The sequence below is a fragment of the Streptomyces sp. NPDC087263 genome, from assembly GCF_044744645.1.
Lineage (GTDB): Bacteria > Actinomycetota > Actinomycetes > Streptomycetales > Streptomycetaceae > Streptomyces.
Map to the genome: position 1 here is coordinate 250764 of NZ_JBIUYT010000001.1, position 15548 is coordinate 266311.

General features: G+C 71.2%; 13 protein-coding genes. 5 read left to right on the forward strand and 8 right to left on the reverse strand.

From position 1 onward, the window contains the following. Positions 1 to 251 precede the first annotated feature (251 nt). A complete protein-coding gene (locus tag ACIPC1_RS01160; RefSeq protein WP_402512230.1) occupies positions 252 to 2048 on the forward strand; it encodes an AMP-dependent synthetase/ligase in 1797 nt (598 codons plus the stop codon). Positions 2049 to 2246: 198 nt separating this feature from the next. Here the strand turns inward: ACIPC1_RS01160 and ACIPC1_RS01165 are convergent, their stop codons facing one another. Continuing rightward, positions 2247 to 3389: a glycosyltransferase family 4 protein gene (locus tag ACIPC1_RS01165; RefSeq protein WP_402512231.1), complete on the reverse strand. Its 1143-nt coding sequence runs from the start codon at positions 3387 to 3389 to the stop codon at positions 2247 to 2249. A gap of 152 nt (positions 3390 to 3541) precedes the next feature. Here ACIPC1_RS01165 and ACIPC1_RS01170 point away from each other — a divergent pair, with 152 nt between their 5' ends. Next, entirely contained in the window at positions 3542 to 4774 is a 1233-nt protein-coding gene (locus tag ACIPC1_RS01170; protein ID WP_402512232.1) for a glycosyltransferase 87 family protein, read from the forward strand. On the opposite strand, the gene ACIPC1_RS01175 is transcribed toward ACIPC1_RS01170, so the two are convergent. Further along, positions 4735 to 6045, reverse strand: a complete 1311-nt coding sequence (locus tag ACIPC1_RS01175) for an MATE family efflux transporter (RefSeq protein ID WP_402512233.1) — start codon at positions 6043 to 6045, stop codon at positions 4735 to 4737. The genes ACIPC1_RS01170 and ACIPC1_RS01175 overlap by 40 nt on opposite strands. A 134-nt stretch (positions 6046 to 6179) precedes the next feature. On the opposite strand from ACIPC1_RS01175, the gene ACIPC1_RS01180 reads away from it, so the two are divergent. Continuing rightward, entirely contained in the window at positions 6180 to 6704 is a 525-nt protein-coding gene (locus tag ACIPC1_RS01180; protein WP_402513341.1) for a PadR family transcriptional regulator, read from the forward strand. Between the two features lie 21 nt (positions 6705 to 6725). Here ACIPC1_RS01180 and ACIPC1_RS01185 read toward each other — a convergent pair whose 3' ends face one another. The 5 genes from ACIPC1_RS01185 to ACIPC1_RS01205 all read right to left on the reverse strand — a co-directional run bounded on the left by ACIPC1_RS01185 (position 6726) and on the right by ACIPC1_RS01205 (position 12149). Further along, the gene (locus ACIPC1_RS01185; RefSeq protein ID WP_402512234.1) at positions 6726 to 7919 is read right to left on the reverse strand and encodes a hypothetical protein; all 1194 of its coding nucleotides are present in this window, start codon (positions 7917 to 7919) and stop codon (positions 6726 to 6728) included. Between the two features lie 31 nt (positions 7920 to 7950). Continuing rightward, complete coding sequence (locus ACIPC1_RS01190; protein ID WP_402512236.1) at positions 7951 to 8973, reverse strand: NlpC/P60 family protein; 1023 nt, start codon at positions 8971 to 8973, stop codon at positions 7951 to 7953. A gap of 216 nt (positions 8974 to 9189) precedes the next feature. Continuing rightward, on the reverse strand, positions 9190 to 10221 hold the full coding sequence (locus tag ACIPC1_RS01195) for an NlpC/P60 family protein (protein WP_402512238.1): 1032 nt from the start codon (positions 10219 to 10221) through the stop codon (positions 9190 to 9192). A 304-nt stretch (positions 10222 to 10525) separates the two neighbouring features. Continuing rightward, positions 10526 to 11875 (reverse strand): NYN domain-containing protein, encoded by a 1350-nt coding sequence (locus ACIPC1_RS01200; protein ID WP_402512239.1) that lies wholly within the window; start codon positions 11873 to 11875, stop codon positions 10526 to 10528. 34 nt (positions 11876 to 11909) lie between these two features. After that, positions 11910 to 12149: a hypothetical protein gene (locus ACIPC1_RS01205; RefSeq protein ID WP_266465096.1), complete on the reverse strand. Its 240-nt coding sequence runs from the start codon at positions 12147 to 12149 to the stop codon at positions 11910 to 11912. A 153-nt stretch (positions 12150 to 12302) separates the two neighbouring features. Between ACIPC1_RS01205 and ACIPC1_RS01210 the strand changes: the two genes are divergently transcribed. After that, on the forward strand, positions 12303 to 13034 hold the full coding sequence (locus tag ACIPC1_RS01210) for a rhomboid family intramembrane serine protease (protein WP_402512241.1): 732 nt from the start codon (positions 12303 to 12305) through the stop codon (positions 13032 to 13034). Beyond that, positions 13031 to 13312, forward strand: coding sequence for an Lrp/AsnC family transcriptional regulator (locus ACIPC1_RS01215; protein WP_402512242.1), 282 nt, complete (start codon positions 13031 to 13033; stop codon positions 13310 to 13312). Before ACIPC1_RS01210 ends, ACIPC1_RS01215 begins: the two co-directional genes overlap by 4 nt. Positions 13313 to 13352: 40 nt before the next feature. On the opposite strand, the gene ACIPC1_RS01220 is transcribed toward ACIPC1_RS01215, so the two are convergent. After that, complete coding sequence (locus ACIPC1_RS01220) at positions 13353 to 15491, reverse strand: PQQ-binding-like beta-propeller repeat protein (protein ID WP_402512243.1); 2139 nt, start codon at positions 15489 to 15491, stop codon at positions 13353 to 13355. Positions 15492 to 15548: the final 57 nt, after the last annotated feature.

Genomic DNA, 15548 nt, shown 5'->3' on the forward strand with positions numbered 1-15548 from the left:
TGGACCAGTGATTACTGGCCAGTGAAGAAAGCCGTGGACTACTGTGCGCCAAGGAATACCAACCTGTGTGACACGGCGAACATCTCGTCCGACCCCCCTGTCGAAGAAGGCATACCGACGGGTAACGTCCGGGCAGTCCAGTCGTACTCAGGATTTCAACAGTGATCTCCCTGGGTGCCTGCCCAAGCCTTGGACCGCGCCGTCGCAGCACACAGAGTCGTGGCGTCGGCGCCCAATGAGGAGCAGCAGTCTTGCGCGAGTTCAGCCTTCCGGCTTTGTACGAGGTCCCTGCGGACGGAAATCTGACCGACATCGTCCGTAGAAACGCCGCGCAGCATCCCGACGTCGCCGTCATCACCCGCAAGGTGGGCGGCACGTGGACGGATGTCACCGCCACCGCCTTCCTCGCCGAGGTGCGGGCCGCGGCCAAGGGGCTGATCGCGTCGGGCGTGGAGCCCGGTGACCGGGTCGGCCTGATGTCCCGTACCCGCTACGAGTGGACGCTGCTCGACTTCGCGATCTGGAGTGCGGGCGCGGTCACCGTGCCGGTGTACGAGACCAGCTCGGCGGAGCAGGTGCAGTGGATCCTCAGCGACTCGGGCGCGACCGCCTGCATCGTCGAGCTGGACGCTCACGCGGCCTCCGTGGAGTCGGTGCGCGACCGGCTGCCCGCGCTGAAGCAGGTGTGGCAGATCGAGGGCGGCGGCGTCGAGGAGCTGGGCCGCGCCGGTAAGGACGTCACCGACGAGGCGGTCGAGGCGCGCAGCTCGCTCGCCAAGGCCGACGACCCGGCCACCATCGTCTACACGAGCGGGACGACCGGCCGCCCCAAGGGGTGCGTCCTCACCCACCGCAGCTTCTTCGCCGAGTGCGGCAACGTCGTGGAGCGGCTGCGCCCCCTGTTCCGTACGGGCGAGAGCTCGGTGCTCCTCTTCCTGCCGCTCGCGCACGTCTTCGGACGCCTGGTCCAGGTCGCGCCGATGATGGCGCCGATCAAGCTGGGCCTCGTTCCCGACATCAAGAACCTCACCGACGAGCTGGCCTCGTTCCGGCCGACGATGATCCTCGGTGTGCCGCGCGTCTTCGAGAAGGTCTACAACTCGGCGCGCGCCAAGGCGCAGGCGGACGGCAAGGGCAAGATCTTCGACAAGGCGGCGGACACGGCGATCGCGTACAGTCGCGCGCTGGACACCCCCGCGGGCCCGTCCCTCGGTCTGAAGATCAAGCACCGGACCTTCGACAAGCTCGTCTACAGCAAGCTGCGGGCGGTGCTCGGCGGCAAGGGCGAGTTCGCCATCTCCGGCGGCGCCCCGCTCGGCGAGCGCCTCGGGCACTTCTTCCGCGGCATCGGCTTCACGGTCCTGGAGGGCTACGGCCTGACCGAGTCCTGCGCGGCCACCGCCTTCAACCCGTGGGACCGCCAGAAGATCGGCACGGTCGGCCAGCCGCTGCCCGGTTCGGTGGTGCGGATCGCGGACGACGGCGAGGTGCTGCTGCACGGCGAGCACCTGTTCAAGGGGTACTGGAACAACGAGGCCGCGACCGCCGAGGCCCTTGCCGACGGCTGGTTCCACACCGGTGACATCGGCACCCTCGACGAGGACGGCTATCTCCGGATCACCGGCCGCAAGAAGGAGATCATCGTCACCGCGGGCGGCAAGAACGTCGCCCCGGCCGTGATCGAGGACCGCATCCGGGCGCACGCGCTGGTCGCGGAGTGCATGGTGGTCGGCGACGGGCGCCCGTTCGTCGGCGCGCTGATCACCATCGACGACGAGTTCCTGGGCCGCTGGGCCGCCGAGCACGGCAAGCCGGCCGGCTCCACCGCGGCGTCGCTGCGCGAGGACGTGGACCTGCTGGCCGCGATCCAGAGCGCGATCGACGACGGCAACGCGGCGGTGTCGAAGGCGGAGTCGGTACGGAAGTTCCGGATCCTCGACTCCCAGTTCACCGAGGAGTCGGGGCATCTCACGCCCTCGCTGAAGCTCAAGCGGAACGTGGTGGCGAAGGATTACGCCGACGAGATCGAGGCGATCTATCGGGGCTGACGCCCCAGAAACGAACTCCCGCCGTAGGGGCGGGGGTTCGATGACGACCCACCGGCCGTGCGTGGCTGGTCGCACAGTTCCCCGCGCCCCTTCAGGGCGCCTCCGCAGGAGCACGCCTTCAGGTGCGCGGGGAACTACGCGAGCAACCCACAACCACCCGCAGTCGCCGGAAGCCGACAAGCGGCACCCCCACCGCCGCTAAAGCAACTCCCGCAACCGCCCCGCCAGCAGATCCCACCGCCACTTCTCCTCGACCCACTCCCGCCCCCGCTCCCCCATCCGCCGGCGCAGCTCGGAGTCGCCGAGCAGGGCGACGATCCGGTCGGCGGCCTCCTCGGGCGAACCCCCGCGGACGACCCACCCCGTCTCACCGTCCAGCACCGCGTCGGGCGCGCCCCCGGAGTCCCCCGCGACAACGGGCAGACCGGTCGCCGACGCCTCCAGATAGACGATGCCGAGCCCCTCCACGTCGAGGCCGCCGCGCCGCGTACGGCAGGGCATCGCGAAGACATCCCCCGCGCCGTAGTGGGCCGGCAGCTCCGACCAGGGCACCGCGCCGGTGAAGCGGACCGAGTCGGTGACACCGGTCTCGTGCGCGAGCCTTCGTAGCTCCCTCTCGTACGGCCCGCCTCCGACGATCAGCAGCACCGCCTCCGGCTCCTCGGCCAGGATGCGCGGCATCGCGAGGATGAGGGTGTCCTGTCCCTTGCGCGGGACGAGCCGCGAGACGCAGACGACGACCGGGCGGTCGGTGAGCCCGAGCCGGGCGCGGACCTCGGCGCCGCCGGAGCCCGGGTGGAAGGTCTTCTCGTCGACGCCGGGCGGCAGTTGGACCATCCGCCCGGCCGCCTCGGGGGTCAGCGCACCGGCGATCCGGGAGCGCGTGTACTCCCCGAGATACGTGATGGTGTCCGTGGATTCGCCGATCCGGCGCAACAGGCCACGTGCGGCGGGCAGTTGGGCCCACCCGGCCTCGTGCCCGTGTGTGGTGGCCACCAGCCGCCGCGCGCCCGCCCTGCGCAGCGCGGGCGCCATCAGGCCGAGCGGGGCCGCCGCCCCGAACCACACCGACGTACAGCCGTGTTCCCGCAGCAGCCCGGCCGCGCGCCGCGTGACGGCGGGAGTGGGGAGCAGCATCGTCGTGCGATCCCGTACGACGGTGAAGGGCTGCTCGGCGTCGAAGGCGGCGGTCGCCTCGGTGCCCTCGCGGCCCCGCTTCCAGGTGGAGGCGTAGACGACGAGCCGCTCGGGGTCCAGGCGCAGCGCCATGTTGTGCAGGAATGCCTGGATGCCGCCGGGCCTGGGCGGGAAGTCGTTCGTCACGATCAGGGTCTTGTGCATCGTGTTCGACACTATCGAACCTATACTCACAGCTCCGTACGGCCGCGCTTGATGGCTCCCGCACAACATCGCGCGCCATCATGACCCCGCCAAAACACCTCCGCGGAGCATCGCCGCCTCGCGAGATCCGGACGAACGAGGGCCAGGTACGCATGACGGGCGCAAAGGGGGCGAGGTTCCCGTACGCGTTGACGGGAATCTGGGGCCTGACCAGGCTGCTACTGCTGCTCTTCGTCTTCAGGTTCCTCGTCTTCCCGGGCCCGGACGTCACCAGCGACGTCTCCGTGATCTACCGGGGCTGGTACGAGGTTCTGCGCACGGGCACCTTCCCGCTGGACGACGTCACCTGGCAGTACCCGCCGGCCGCCGCCCTGCCGATCCTCTCCCCCGGCCTGCTGCCCTTCCTCGACTACGAGCACGCCTTCTTCGTGCTGGCCTTCGTCGCCGACGTCGTGGTGTTCGGGCTTCTCCAGTACGCGGGAGGGCGCTCCGGCAGGTCCTTGCGCGGCGCCTGGGTGTGGGTGGTGGGTGTGCCGCTGCTCGGGCCGACCGTGTACGCGCGCTACGACGTCATGGTGACGGCCGTCGCGGTGGCGGCGCTGCTCGCCGGGGCGCGTCATCCGCGGGTGATGGGGGCGCTGGTGGGCTTCGGGGCGATGCTGAAGGTGTGGCCGGTGCTGCTGCTGGTGGGGGCCGTCAGGCGCCGTGCGTGGGCCGCGGCGGCGGTCTCCACGGCGGGGATCGCGGTGCTGTTCGCGGTGTCGATGCCCGGCGCCTTCGCGTTCCTGACCTTCCAGCGCGACCGCGGCACCGAGGTGGAGTCGCTCGGGTCCCTCGTCTTCCATGTGGCCCGGCAGTACGGCTGGGACGGCCAGGTGCTGCTCAACTACGGTTCCGTGGAGTTCCTCGGCCCGGGCGTCGACCTGGTGAGCACGCTGGCGCTGGTGCTCACGGCGGTCGCCTTCGGCTGGCTGCTGCTGTGGCGGCTGTGCGCCAAGCGGTTCCTGACGCACACGCTCGCCGACGCCGCGTTCGTGGCGGTGCTGATGTTCACGACCACGAGCCGGGTGATCAGCCCGCAGTACATGGTGTGGCTGGTCGGGCTCGCGGCCGTCTGCCTGTGCTTCCGTGCCAGCCGGATGACGGTGCCGGTCGGCCTGGTGCTGATCGCGTCGTTCGTGACGGTCCTGGAGTTCCCGATCTGGTTCTCGCACGTCGTGGTCAGCGACGGTCTCGGCGTCACCCTCCTGTTCGTCCGCAACGGCCTGCTGGTGATCGCCGCCGTGACCGGCGCGGTGGCCCTGTGGCGCGACACGGTGTCCCGGCCCGCCCCTGCGCTGCCCGCTCAGGCGGCCCGCACCAAGGAGACCTCGGTGTCCTCCTGACGCCCCGCCCCTCCCCGGAGAACGGCACACTGCACCATCATGGACAGCGCGAGGGCGAGGCAGATCCCGGGCAGCCCGAGCCCCGACAGGGCGTAGGCGAGCGGGAGTTGGACGGCCGTCCCGAGCAGCGTCACCCGTAGCAGCAGCGATGCCCGGCCGCTCCCCTCGTAGACCCCGCCGAACGCGATGAAGCAGGCCATCAGCAGCAGGTAGGGCCCGACGCAGCGCAGGAAGAGCGTCCCGTCCCGGGCGACCTCGGGTCCGGCGCCGAAGGCCGCCATGATCCAGGGGGCGAGGACGCCGAGCAGAGCCACCGCGAGCAGCCCGACCGCCCCCGAGACGAGTACGGCCTGCCGTCCGACGGCGCCGCGCTCGTCATGGCCCGTGCCCCGCAGGTGCGCCGTGTGGATCGAGGCGGCCTGCCGGACCGCGTAGAACGCCATGGTCGCGACGTACATGACCTTGTACGCGATGGAGTACGCGGCCACCGCCGTCACCCCGAGCCGGGCCACGATCGCGACCAGGACCAGGGCCCCGCCCTGCCGCACGGTGAAGTCGGCGGACATCGGCAGCCCGGTCGTCAGGGTGCGCCGGAGGGCGGCTCCGGTGGCCTCCGAGGGCGGAAAGGCGGCCGACTCCCGCAACAGCGTGTTGCGGCGCAGGGCGACCAGCCCGACCGCCAGGGCCACGCAGCGGCACAGCACGGTCGAGAGGGCGGCGCCCTGGACGCCGTACGCGTGGATGAGCAGCGGGTCGAGTCCGAGGATCAGACCGTTGGCCAGCAGGGCCAGGCGCATCGGGGTGCGGGTGTCGCCGGTGCCCTTCAGGATGCCGTCGAGGAGGTTCTGGGCGAAGAAGACGGTGATCCCCGGCAGGGAGATCGCCAAGTACCCGACGGCTAGGGGCAGGGCGCGTCCGTCGCCGCCCAGCACGAGCCGGGCCAGCGGCTCCCGCAACAGGTATCCGCCGACGGCGACCGCCGGCGTGACCGCCGCGAACAGCGCCCATCCTCCGCGGACGGCCGCCCGGACCGCGCCCGGATCCCGGGCCCCTCTGCCGTGCGCGACCAGGACGGTCGTACCGGAGGCGAAGACCAGGGCGACGCCGAGCAGCACGTTCTCGGCGTTGGTCGCGACGGCGACGGCGGCCACGGCGGCGCCGCCGAGCCGGGAGACCCAGACGGTGTTGATGATCCCGGCGGCGACGGAGGCGAGCAGGGAGAGGTAGACGGGGTGGGCGAGCGCTATGAGCTGCTTGCGATGGGCGTTCACACGGCTCCCTCGATTCGACCTCACGTACATCGATACGAGCTACATCGCTTCGAGGTAGCTCGATAAGAGATAGCATGTCGGTGCGAGGACTCGCAATCGTCAATACCGGCCGCATCGTCACCAAGGAGCCGCGCATGCTGGAGCTGTCGATCCTGGGCTTCCTGTCCGAAGAGCCCCTGCACGGCTACGAGTTGAAGGAGCGGATCAAGGCGCTGAGCGGTCACGTCCGCCCGGTCAGCGACGGCGCGCTCTACCCGGCGATCACGCGCCTGATCACCGCGGGCAAGCTGGACCAGCACGCGGAGCCGGGCAGCAGCGCGGCCCCGCGCCGCATCCTGTCGCTCACCGACCGGGGCCGCGAGGACCTCCTGGAGCGACTGCGCCACCCCAAGCAGACGGAGATCACCGACCAGGTCCGCTTCAACACGCTGCTGGCCTTCCTGCGCCACCTGCCCGACCCCCGCGAACAGGCCGCGGTCCTGCGCCGCCGCCAGGAGTTCCTGGACACGCCCGCGAGCTTCTTCTACCGGGACGGCAAGCCCGTACGGGCGGAGGAGACCGGCGACCTCTTCCGGCAGGGCATGCTCCGGGTGGCGCGGGCGACGGGCGAGGCGGAGCGGAAGTGGCTGGCGGAAGCCATCGCACAGCTGGAGAGCTGAACACGTCCCGCCGCACCACGGTCAGCCCAACTGCGCCCGCAGATACTCCCGCCACTGCTCCGTGAACTTCTCCGGCGTGGTGTCCAGCACGTCCCGCAGCGCGTCCTCCACCGCTCCCGCCCGCTTGTCGTGCCCGCCCACGGCCCGGTAGAAGTCGTTGAGGCGGACCTCGCCCCAGCGGTCGGCGATCAGCCGGCAGGCCAGCCAGCCACCCTCGTACGCCTGCGCCAGCTGCGCCGCGTCCCCGCTGAACCCGAAGGCCGCGTCGTCCGGCAGCGCGGCAGGCACCTGCCCGTCCGCGACGGCGCGCTCCAGCTCCGGGGCGATCTGTGCGGCGGTGCGTCCGCTGCCGAGGTAGCCGACCCAGTCCGCGTAGCCCTCGGAGAGCCACAGCGGTGTGGCGGCTGTGGTGTGGGTGCGGGTGGCGACATGGGTGGTCTCGTGGGTGAGGACGACCTGTTTACCGAGGTCGCCGAGGATGCCGTACGCGTCGGGGTTGACGATGATCCGGTCCGCGGGCGCCTTCGCGGAGGCCCCCGCCTCGCCGGTGGTGACCGCCGCGATGCCCTGGTACCCGGACGCCGGGGCGCCCAGCAGCCCCGCCATGCCCGCCACGGACTTCGGTACGAGCACGACGTCGTGCCCCGACCAGTCGGTGCCCCAGGCCCGGGACACGGCGGGCACGGCACGGTCCGCGAGATCCGCATAGGTGCGCAGCCGGTCCTCCGACTGGCCGACCCCCATCACCAGGCTGTGCTCGCCCCGTACGACCGTCACCGCGCCCTGCTCCCACAACTGCTCGCTCGCGTCCTTGGCGGGCTTGTCCGAGGCGACGTACCACGTGCCGTCGGTGCGGATCAGGTCAAGGGTGCGGGCCGCCGTCACGGGGGCCTTGTCGTAGCCGTCTACGCGGTAGCTCAACTCGGCGTCGGCGGTGGCCCGGTCGCCGGAACGGTGGAAGCCGGTCACGCGGTACGACCAGGCCGCCAGCGGCACCTCGCGGAGATTCCCGAACTCGGTGAGGGGGGTGCCCGTCTGCTCGGTGGCACGGTACGCCGGCTCGTCCCGGTCCAGGACGGCCGCCGACCGCCGGTCGAGGACCCGCTGCACCTCGGCCGCCGCGGTGTCCGGGGCGCCGCCGCCGCAGCCGACCAGCACGGCGAGCAGCAGCACCAGGGAGAGCCCCGCTCGCGACGCGCGCCTTCGACCAGCCACGTTCCCGATCGTACGGTGCCTTCGCGCGCGGTCAGACCCTGGTGACCGACGAGACCGGCATCATGCCCACGGGGTCGTAGCGGACGGGCGCGCCCGGGTAGGGCGCGTGGATCACCTGCCCGTTGCCCATGTACATCGCGATGTGGCTGGCGTCGTCGCGGTAGGCGATCAGGTCACCGGGCTGCGCCTGGGAGAGCGGCACCTGCCGCCCGGCGTACCGCTGGGCCTGCGAGGTGCGCGGCAGACCGACCCCGGCCTGTCCGTACGACCACTGCATGAGGCCCGAACAGTCGAAGCCGCCGGGCCCGTTGGAGCCCCACACATACGGGCGGCCGAGCGCGGAGCGGGCCGCGGCGACGGCGGCGGCCGCGCGTCCCGAGGCCGGGGCCGTGCCCGCGAAGTCGGGCATGTCGGAGCGCCCGGAGCGGGACGCCCGGTCATAGGCGGCCCGCACGGAGTCGGGCAGGGCGTTGAGCAACTGCCGCGCCCTGGTGAGCTTCCGCTCGACGGTGCGCTTGTGGTCGGCGACGGCCTTGCGGCTCTTCTCCAGCTCGGCGAGCTTGCCGGCGGCCTCCTCGCGATGCTGGGCGAGGTCGCGCATGGCGAACTGGAGCTCCTTGAGTTCGCCGGCCTGGTGGGCGTTGATCCGGTCGAGGACGGCGGCCTTGTCGAGGTAGTCGTCCGGGTCCTCGGAGAACAGCAGCGCGAGGGACGGGTCGACACCGCCCGAGCGGTACTGGGCCCCGGCGAGCGAACCGAGCGCGTCGCGCATGGTGTTGATCCGCTCCTGCTGCCGGGCGATCTCGTCCTGGGCCTCACTCACCTCCTCGCGCAGCGAGTCGGCACGTTCGTCGGCCTTGTTGTACGCCTCGGTGGCCTTCTCGGCCTGCTCGTACAGGCGGTCCACCTCGGCCCGGGTGTCGTCCTGCGGCACGGCGGCGGCCGGTACGGCGCCGAGGGCCGCGGCGGCGGCGGACATCACGCAGACGGCGAAACCGGCGGCGCCGGCGCCCGGGTCGAAGCCGGACGCTGCAAAGCGGCGATGGGACCCCACGAGTAGCCGCTCTCCCTTCCGCTGTCACTCCCCCTGAGTTGGAGGAAACGCGGCCGACAGTAGCCGTGCGACGACGCACTGGCCAAAGACCCCGGCGGGCACACAACGTGACACCCCGCCGGAGACGCAGGTCACCGGCGGGGTGTGGGGTCAGCTGGAGTCACCGCGATTCGCCCGTTCGGGCGGCGTGGCGACAGCCTTCTCGAAGCGCGTGCGTCAGATCCGGACGCCGAACTGGAAGGGCATGTTGCTGATCGACTCGTAGCGCACGACCGTGCCGGAGCGCGGGGCGTGCAGCACCTGGCCGTTGCCCGCGTAGAAGCCGACGTGGTGCTGGTCGCTGTAGAAGATGACCAGGTCGCCGACCTGCAGGTCGCTCTGCGAGTAGATCCGGGTGCCGGCGTTGGCCTGTTCCTGCGAGGTCCGGGGTATGGACACACCGGCCTGGGCGAAGGCCCAGGAGGTCAGACCCGAGCAGTCGAACGAGGAGGGGCCGGAGGCGCCGTAGACGTACGGCGAGCCGATCACGGACTGCGCGGCGGCGTACGCGGAGCCGGCCCGGCCGGAGGCGACACCGGAGCCGCTGAGGGCGGCGTTCTGGGCGGCGGTGCTGGCCTGCGCCTCCTTCGCGTCGAGGGCTGCCTGCTCCGCGGCCGTGAGGCTGTTGAGGAGCGTGTTGGCCTCGGCGAGCTTGGCCTGGACTTCCTTCTTGTTCTTGGCGAGCTCGGTGCGGGTTGTGGCGAGGTCCTTGAGCTTCTCGGAGGCTTCCGAACGCTGCTGGGCGAGCGCGCGCTGCTTCTCCTGGACCTCCTTCAGCGTCTCGACCTGCTGATTGCTCAACTGGTCCATCGTGGACGCCTTGTCGAGGTAATCGTCCGGGTCGGCCGAGAGGAAGAGCTGCACGGAGGGGTCGATGGCGCCGGTGCGGTACTGGGCGGTGGCCATCGAACCGAGGCCGTCGCGGAGGTTGTTGAGCTCCTCCTGGCCGCGGGCCACGTTGTCCTGGAGAGTGTCGATCTCCTTCTGGAGCTTGTCCTGCTTCTCCGTGGCGCCGTTGAGCTTCTCGCTGGCCTGCTCGGCCTCGTCCTGGAGCTTGTCGACCTGGGACTTGACGTCGTCCACGCTCGGCTTCTCACTCGGCGCGGCGTTGGCGGCATTCGCGCTGAGGACGACGGCTGCGGCCGCGGCGGTGGTGAGCACGGTCACACGGGCGCGGCTCGGCTGCTTGGGTCGACGGTGGGACGCCACGAAGGCGAGCTCCTTCTTCCTCCAGCCGCCTGCCGATCACTCCGACGGGCGGGCCCCCTCCACCGTCACTCCCAATGAGTGATCACCCGAGCAGAGGTTCGAGGCCTGACCCTAGTGACCTTCTTGTGATCAGTTCAAATCCTGACAGGAAAAATCTCGGTCACTGAGCGTTTCTTTGCCGACAACTCACCACCAGTAATGCGCACTTGACACTACGTTGTGTGAAGATCCCGCCAATCCGGGCATCACACCCAGACGTTACGCATGACGCTTAGGTTGCCTATGGGGCGTACGCGGCATCCGGTCAGCCGTGCGAGAAGCGCTTGAGGAGCACGACCGAAGCCACCGGCCGCGCACCCGCCTTGGCGATCCCGTCGGCCACCTCACGGTCGGTGGAGACGACGATGACCGGCCGGCCCGGCGGCTCGGCGCGCACCAGCTGGCGGATCAACTCGTCCGCCGTGACGCCGGGCTTGGAGAAGAGCACGCGCACCCCGCGCGGCGGCGCGAGCAGCACCGGCGCGGCCAGCTCGGCCCCGTCGAAGACACACGTCACCTCCGCCCCGGTCTGCGCGGCGAGCTGCGAGAGCTGCCCGAGCAGCCTGAGCCGCTGCTTCTCCAACGGCATCTGCGGATAGCCGGTCTTGGTGACGTTGTAGCCGTCGACCACCAGATGGACCTGCGGCAGCGCGAGCAGCTGGTCGAGGATCGCCGGGTCGTGCTCGGAAAGCGCCCGGGCCGCGATGTCCTTCGGTGTCATCCGTCCCGGTTCGACCGCGTCGACCGTCTCGGCGGGCCGCACGGACACAGGCGGCAGTGCGAGCTCCCGCCGCAGGCCCTGCGTGGCCTCAAGGACGGTGTCGAGCAGCAGTCGTACCCGCATGTCCTCGACGCTGCGGCCCTCGCGCGTCGCTCTCCGCGTCGCCTCCAGGGCCGCCTCGGCCTCCCCGAGCCGCGCCTTGAGCCGCCGGGCCTCACTCTCGGCGGCCGACAGCTGGGCCTGCCCCTCCGCCCGCGCGGTGTCCGACTCGGCCTGGAGCTTGCGTACAGCCGCCTCGCCGCGCTTGACGTCGCTGAGAGCCCCGCGCAGCTTGCGGTGAAGCGATTCGGCTTCCTTCTTCGCCGACTCCAGCTCCGTACGCAGCCGCTCGGTCTCCGCCTTCGTCTGGCCGCGGGCCTCCGCCAGCTCCTGACGCAGCCGCTCCAGCTCGGCCCGGCTCTCCTCGTCGGCGCGCTCGGCGTCCGCCCGCAGGGCCTCCTCGCCCGCGGCGGCCACCAGCTTCACCCAGCCCGTGGGGCGCAGCACATAAGCCGCGGCCGCCACGTCCAGCGGATCCGCGGCCGGGGGCGGCGCGCCCGAGTCGAGCGCGCCGGTCAGCTCCGACTGCGCCTCTCTCAGCTTCTCGGCGATGCGCTGTCTGAACAGGGGGTCCGTCTCCAGCGCGGCGGCCATCGCGTTACCGGCGAACTTGGCCCGCCGGTTGGGCGCGAACCGCGCGAACTGCCGCAACTGCGAGGGCAGTTCGCCGATGGTCAGCCCGCCGAAGCCGTCGGAGACGATCTGCACGACCCGCCGGCGCACACCGTCGGGCAGCGGACGGTCGAGCACCTCGGCGGTGCCGTCGTCCGGCTCCCCGCCTGTGGTCTCCACCATCCGTCACCTCATTACCTGTGCGGGGCCCGCTCCCTCAGGAGCCGGCGCCCGGCCTGTCCACGAGTTCCACCTGATCCAACGCGTTGCACCAGCGACACCGCACCGACTCGATGGTCTCACTGACCACCTCGCGTTCCTCGACCTTGGGTTCCCCGGCGAGGTCGAGATGCACGTACTCGACGACCTTCGACGAACGGGTCACGTCGAAACGTGTGAGGTTGCCGCAGAGCGTGCAGCGCCAGCGGGTCTCGGCAGTCGGGAGGGGAACCGTCATGTGGTGTCGTTTTCCTTCTGGTGTGCGTACCGCGCCAGTCTCCCTGGCGTGTATGGCTCGTAACCCTAAGGCCTGGCGGGTACTCGACGCTCGGCCGTCCACTGCGGCGAGGCACTCTGTGTGCATCCGTTCTGTTACGCCATGCTCTGCACCATGATCGGCAACTGGAGTACGACGGTCGGCAGAGCGGTGCGGAGTCAGCCGGCACCGGTGACGTACGGGCTGATCGTGCTGTCCTGCCTGATCTTCGTGATCGGCCCGGCGTCCGGCCTCAATCCGGTGTACGGCACCGGGGACGAGCTGCTGGCGGCCCAGCAGGCCTACTTCCGGCGCTGGGGTGTGGTGCCCGCGGAACTCCTCACCGGGGACCCGCGTGCGGCGCTCACACCCGCCACGGCCCTGTTCATCCACGGCGGCTGGCTCCACCTCCTGGGCAACATGCTCTTCTTCCACGTCTTCGGGGTGATGACCGAGGAACGGATGGGCCGCGTCGAATTCGCCCTCTTCTATCTGGGCTGCGGCTGTCTCGCCCTGCTGGGCTACGCGATCGCCAACGCGGAGTCCCAGCAGACGCTGGTCGGCGCCTCCGGGGCGATCTCCGCGGTGCTCGGCGCGTTCCTGTACCTGTTCCCCAAGGCCCGGGTGACCAGTCTCTTCCCGTTCCTCTTCTTCCTGCCGCTGCGCTTCCCGGCCTGGGTGGTGCTGCCCTTCTGGGTGACCTTGCAGTGGCTGGCGGCGGGCCGCGCCTCCACGGGACCCGGGGTCGCCTATCTGGCCCACCTGGTGGGCTTCTCCCTCGGCTTCGGCTACGCGTGGGTGCGTTTCGGCCGGACGACTAGAGTGAAAGCCCCAGCCGCGGCCCCCGAGGGAGAAAACCAGCCGTGATCACCGCGATCGTGCTCATCAAGACCAGCGTGGACCGGATCCCCGAGATCGCGGAGTCGATCGCCGCCCTCGAAAGCGTCAGCGAGGTCTTCTCGGTCACCGGTACGTACGACTTGATCGCGATGGTCCGCGTGAAGGCCCACGACGACCTGGCGGACGTCATCCCGGGCAAGATCAGCAAGATCCCGGGCGTCGAGGGCACGGACACCCACGTCGCGTTCCGCACGTACTCCCAGCACGACCTGGAGGCGGCGTTCGCGATCGGCCTGGACGGCTGAGAGCCGGTGCCGGGCAGGCGCGGCTGAGAGCCGGTCCCGGTCAGGCGCTGAGGTCCACCGCGGCGATTCCGCCGCCCGAGGGAACGTAGAAGCGCCTGCCACTGAGCACGGGGCTGTGCTGGTCCTCGCCGGTGGAGTTGCCGAGCGCCTCGCTCCACACCGGTTTGCCGTCCATGCCCAGGGCGCACAGGACGAGCCCGCTTCGCACATAGATCCGGTCCCCGGCCACCACCGGGCCCGGCAGCCAGTCGCCGCCTATCTCATACGTCCACGCGGTGGAGCCGTCGGCCGCCTTGACCGCGTCGACGGTGCCCCGCCCGGTGGTGATCGCGAGCGACCGGTTCCCGGCGACCATCGGGCCGCTGCTCTCCGCCCGGGCATCCCACAGCAGCTCACCGTCGAGGCTGAACGCGTGCCGCTTCGCCCCTCCGTCCGACACGGCGACGAGGATGTCGCCGACCAGCGCCGGACGGCCGACGTCGACGCCCGTCGAGACCGCCCAGAGCCTAGTGCCGTCCTCGGCGTCCAGGGCCACCAGGGCGTCGCCGAAGGTGCCCGCGTAGACCACGCCGCCCGCCACCAGCGGGGTGCCGGTCGGGCCTGCGGGGGTCGACGCGTTCCACAGCACGGTGCCGTCGGCCGCGTAGCAGCGGAACCCTCCCTCATCGGTGCCGCCGGTGGCGACCAGCACGCCCCGACCCGCGAGAACCGGCGGGTCGTAGCCGTTGTCGCCGACGTTCCTGGTCCAGCCGAGCTTGCCCGTCGCGTCCACCGCGCACAGCCGGCGCCGCGCCCTCTTCTGGTCCCAGACGACGCAGAAGATCCCGTCCGGGGTGACGACGGGCGTCGACACCTCCTCGCCGAGCGCGAGCGCCCAGCGCCGCCCGCCCGCACGGGACAGGGCGTGCAGCTTCCCGTTCGTGTCCCCGAGGTAGACGACTTCGCCGTCCGGCGACACGGCGACACAGGGTCCGTACAGGCCGCCGAGCCCCGCGGCGTCGTACTGCCAGGCCAAGGCCGCGGACTCCTCCATGCCCGCCGCGGATGCGGTCTGGAGGGACTCGGGAGACTCGGGGTTCCCGCCGCCCTGCGTTCCGCTCGCCGGCTGCCAGAGCCACCAGCCGGCTCCCCCGCCGACGGCGACCACCGCCCCGCCCGCCGCCGCCGTCAACAGCCCCCGCCGCGAAGGCCGTTGGGGTTCCGGTAAGCGGTCCGGCGCCGAAGCGCCCGTGACCGTCGCCGGGGCGATGTACTCGACGCGACTCTCTCCCTCGCCCGACTCGCGCTCCGGAAGCCAGCGTTCGTCCCCCGCGACCGTCGCCGGTGCGGAGGTGAGCCACCCCGGCCGCAGAGCCGCCCGCAGGGAGGCCGCCGAGTGTCCTGCGGCCTCGACCACTTCCTCGGGGGTGGGCCGGTCCCCGGGCTCCTCCCGCAGACAGGCCTCGACCAGCGGAAGCACGCGCGCCGGAACCCCGGAAAGATCGAAGTCCCGTGTGACGATGCGCAGCAGGATCACCGAGTCCTGGCCCTCCCCGAAGGGCTCGCGGCCGCTCGACGCGTACGCCAGCACGGCGCCCAGCGCGAAGACATCGCTCGGGGGCCCCACTTCGGAGCCGTTGCGTATCTGCTCGGGCGAGACGTATCCGACCGAGCCGACCATGGTGCCGGTGCGGGTCATCGCCGTCGCCTCCAGCGCCCGTACGATCCCGAAGTCGATGACCCGCGGACCGTCCGGCGCCAGCAGGATGTTGGACGGCTTGAGGTCGCGGTGCACCATGCCCTTGGCGTGGATCGCGGCGAGGGCCTCGCCCAGTGCGGCCGCGAAGGTGAGCACCGCGTCCTGGGGCAGCGGCCCGACGTCGAGTACCGCGTCACGCAGGTTCGGCCCCTCGACGAACTCCGTTGCCATCCAAGGCCGTTCGCCCTCCGGGTCGGCGTCGATCACCCGCGCGGTGTAGGTGCCGCTCCCCCCGACGGTCTGCGCGGCCCGCACCTCCTGGCGGAACCGGGCGCGGAAGGTGCGGTCCTGGGCGTGCTCGGCCCGCACCACCTTCACGGCCAGCCGGAGCCCGGCACGCGACTCGGCGAGATAGACCTCGCCCATGCCGCCCGCGCCGAGCCGCCCGAGTACCTCGTACGGACCGATCCGCCGTGGATCCGTCTCCCGCAGCGCCTGCACTCCCCGTGACTCCCCTGTTCGCCGTACGGCCGCCGAAGGGGAGCGTATACGCCGTGC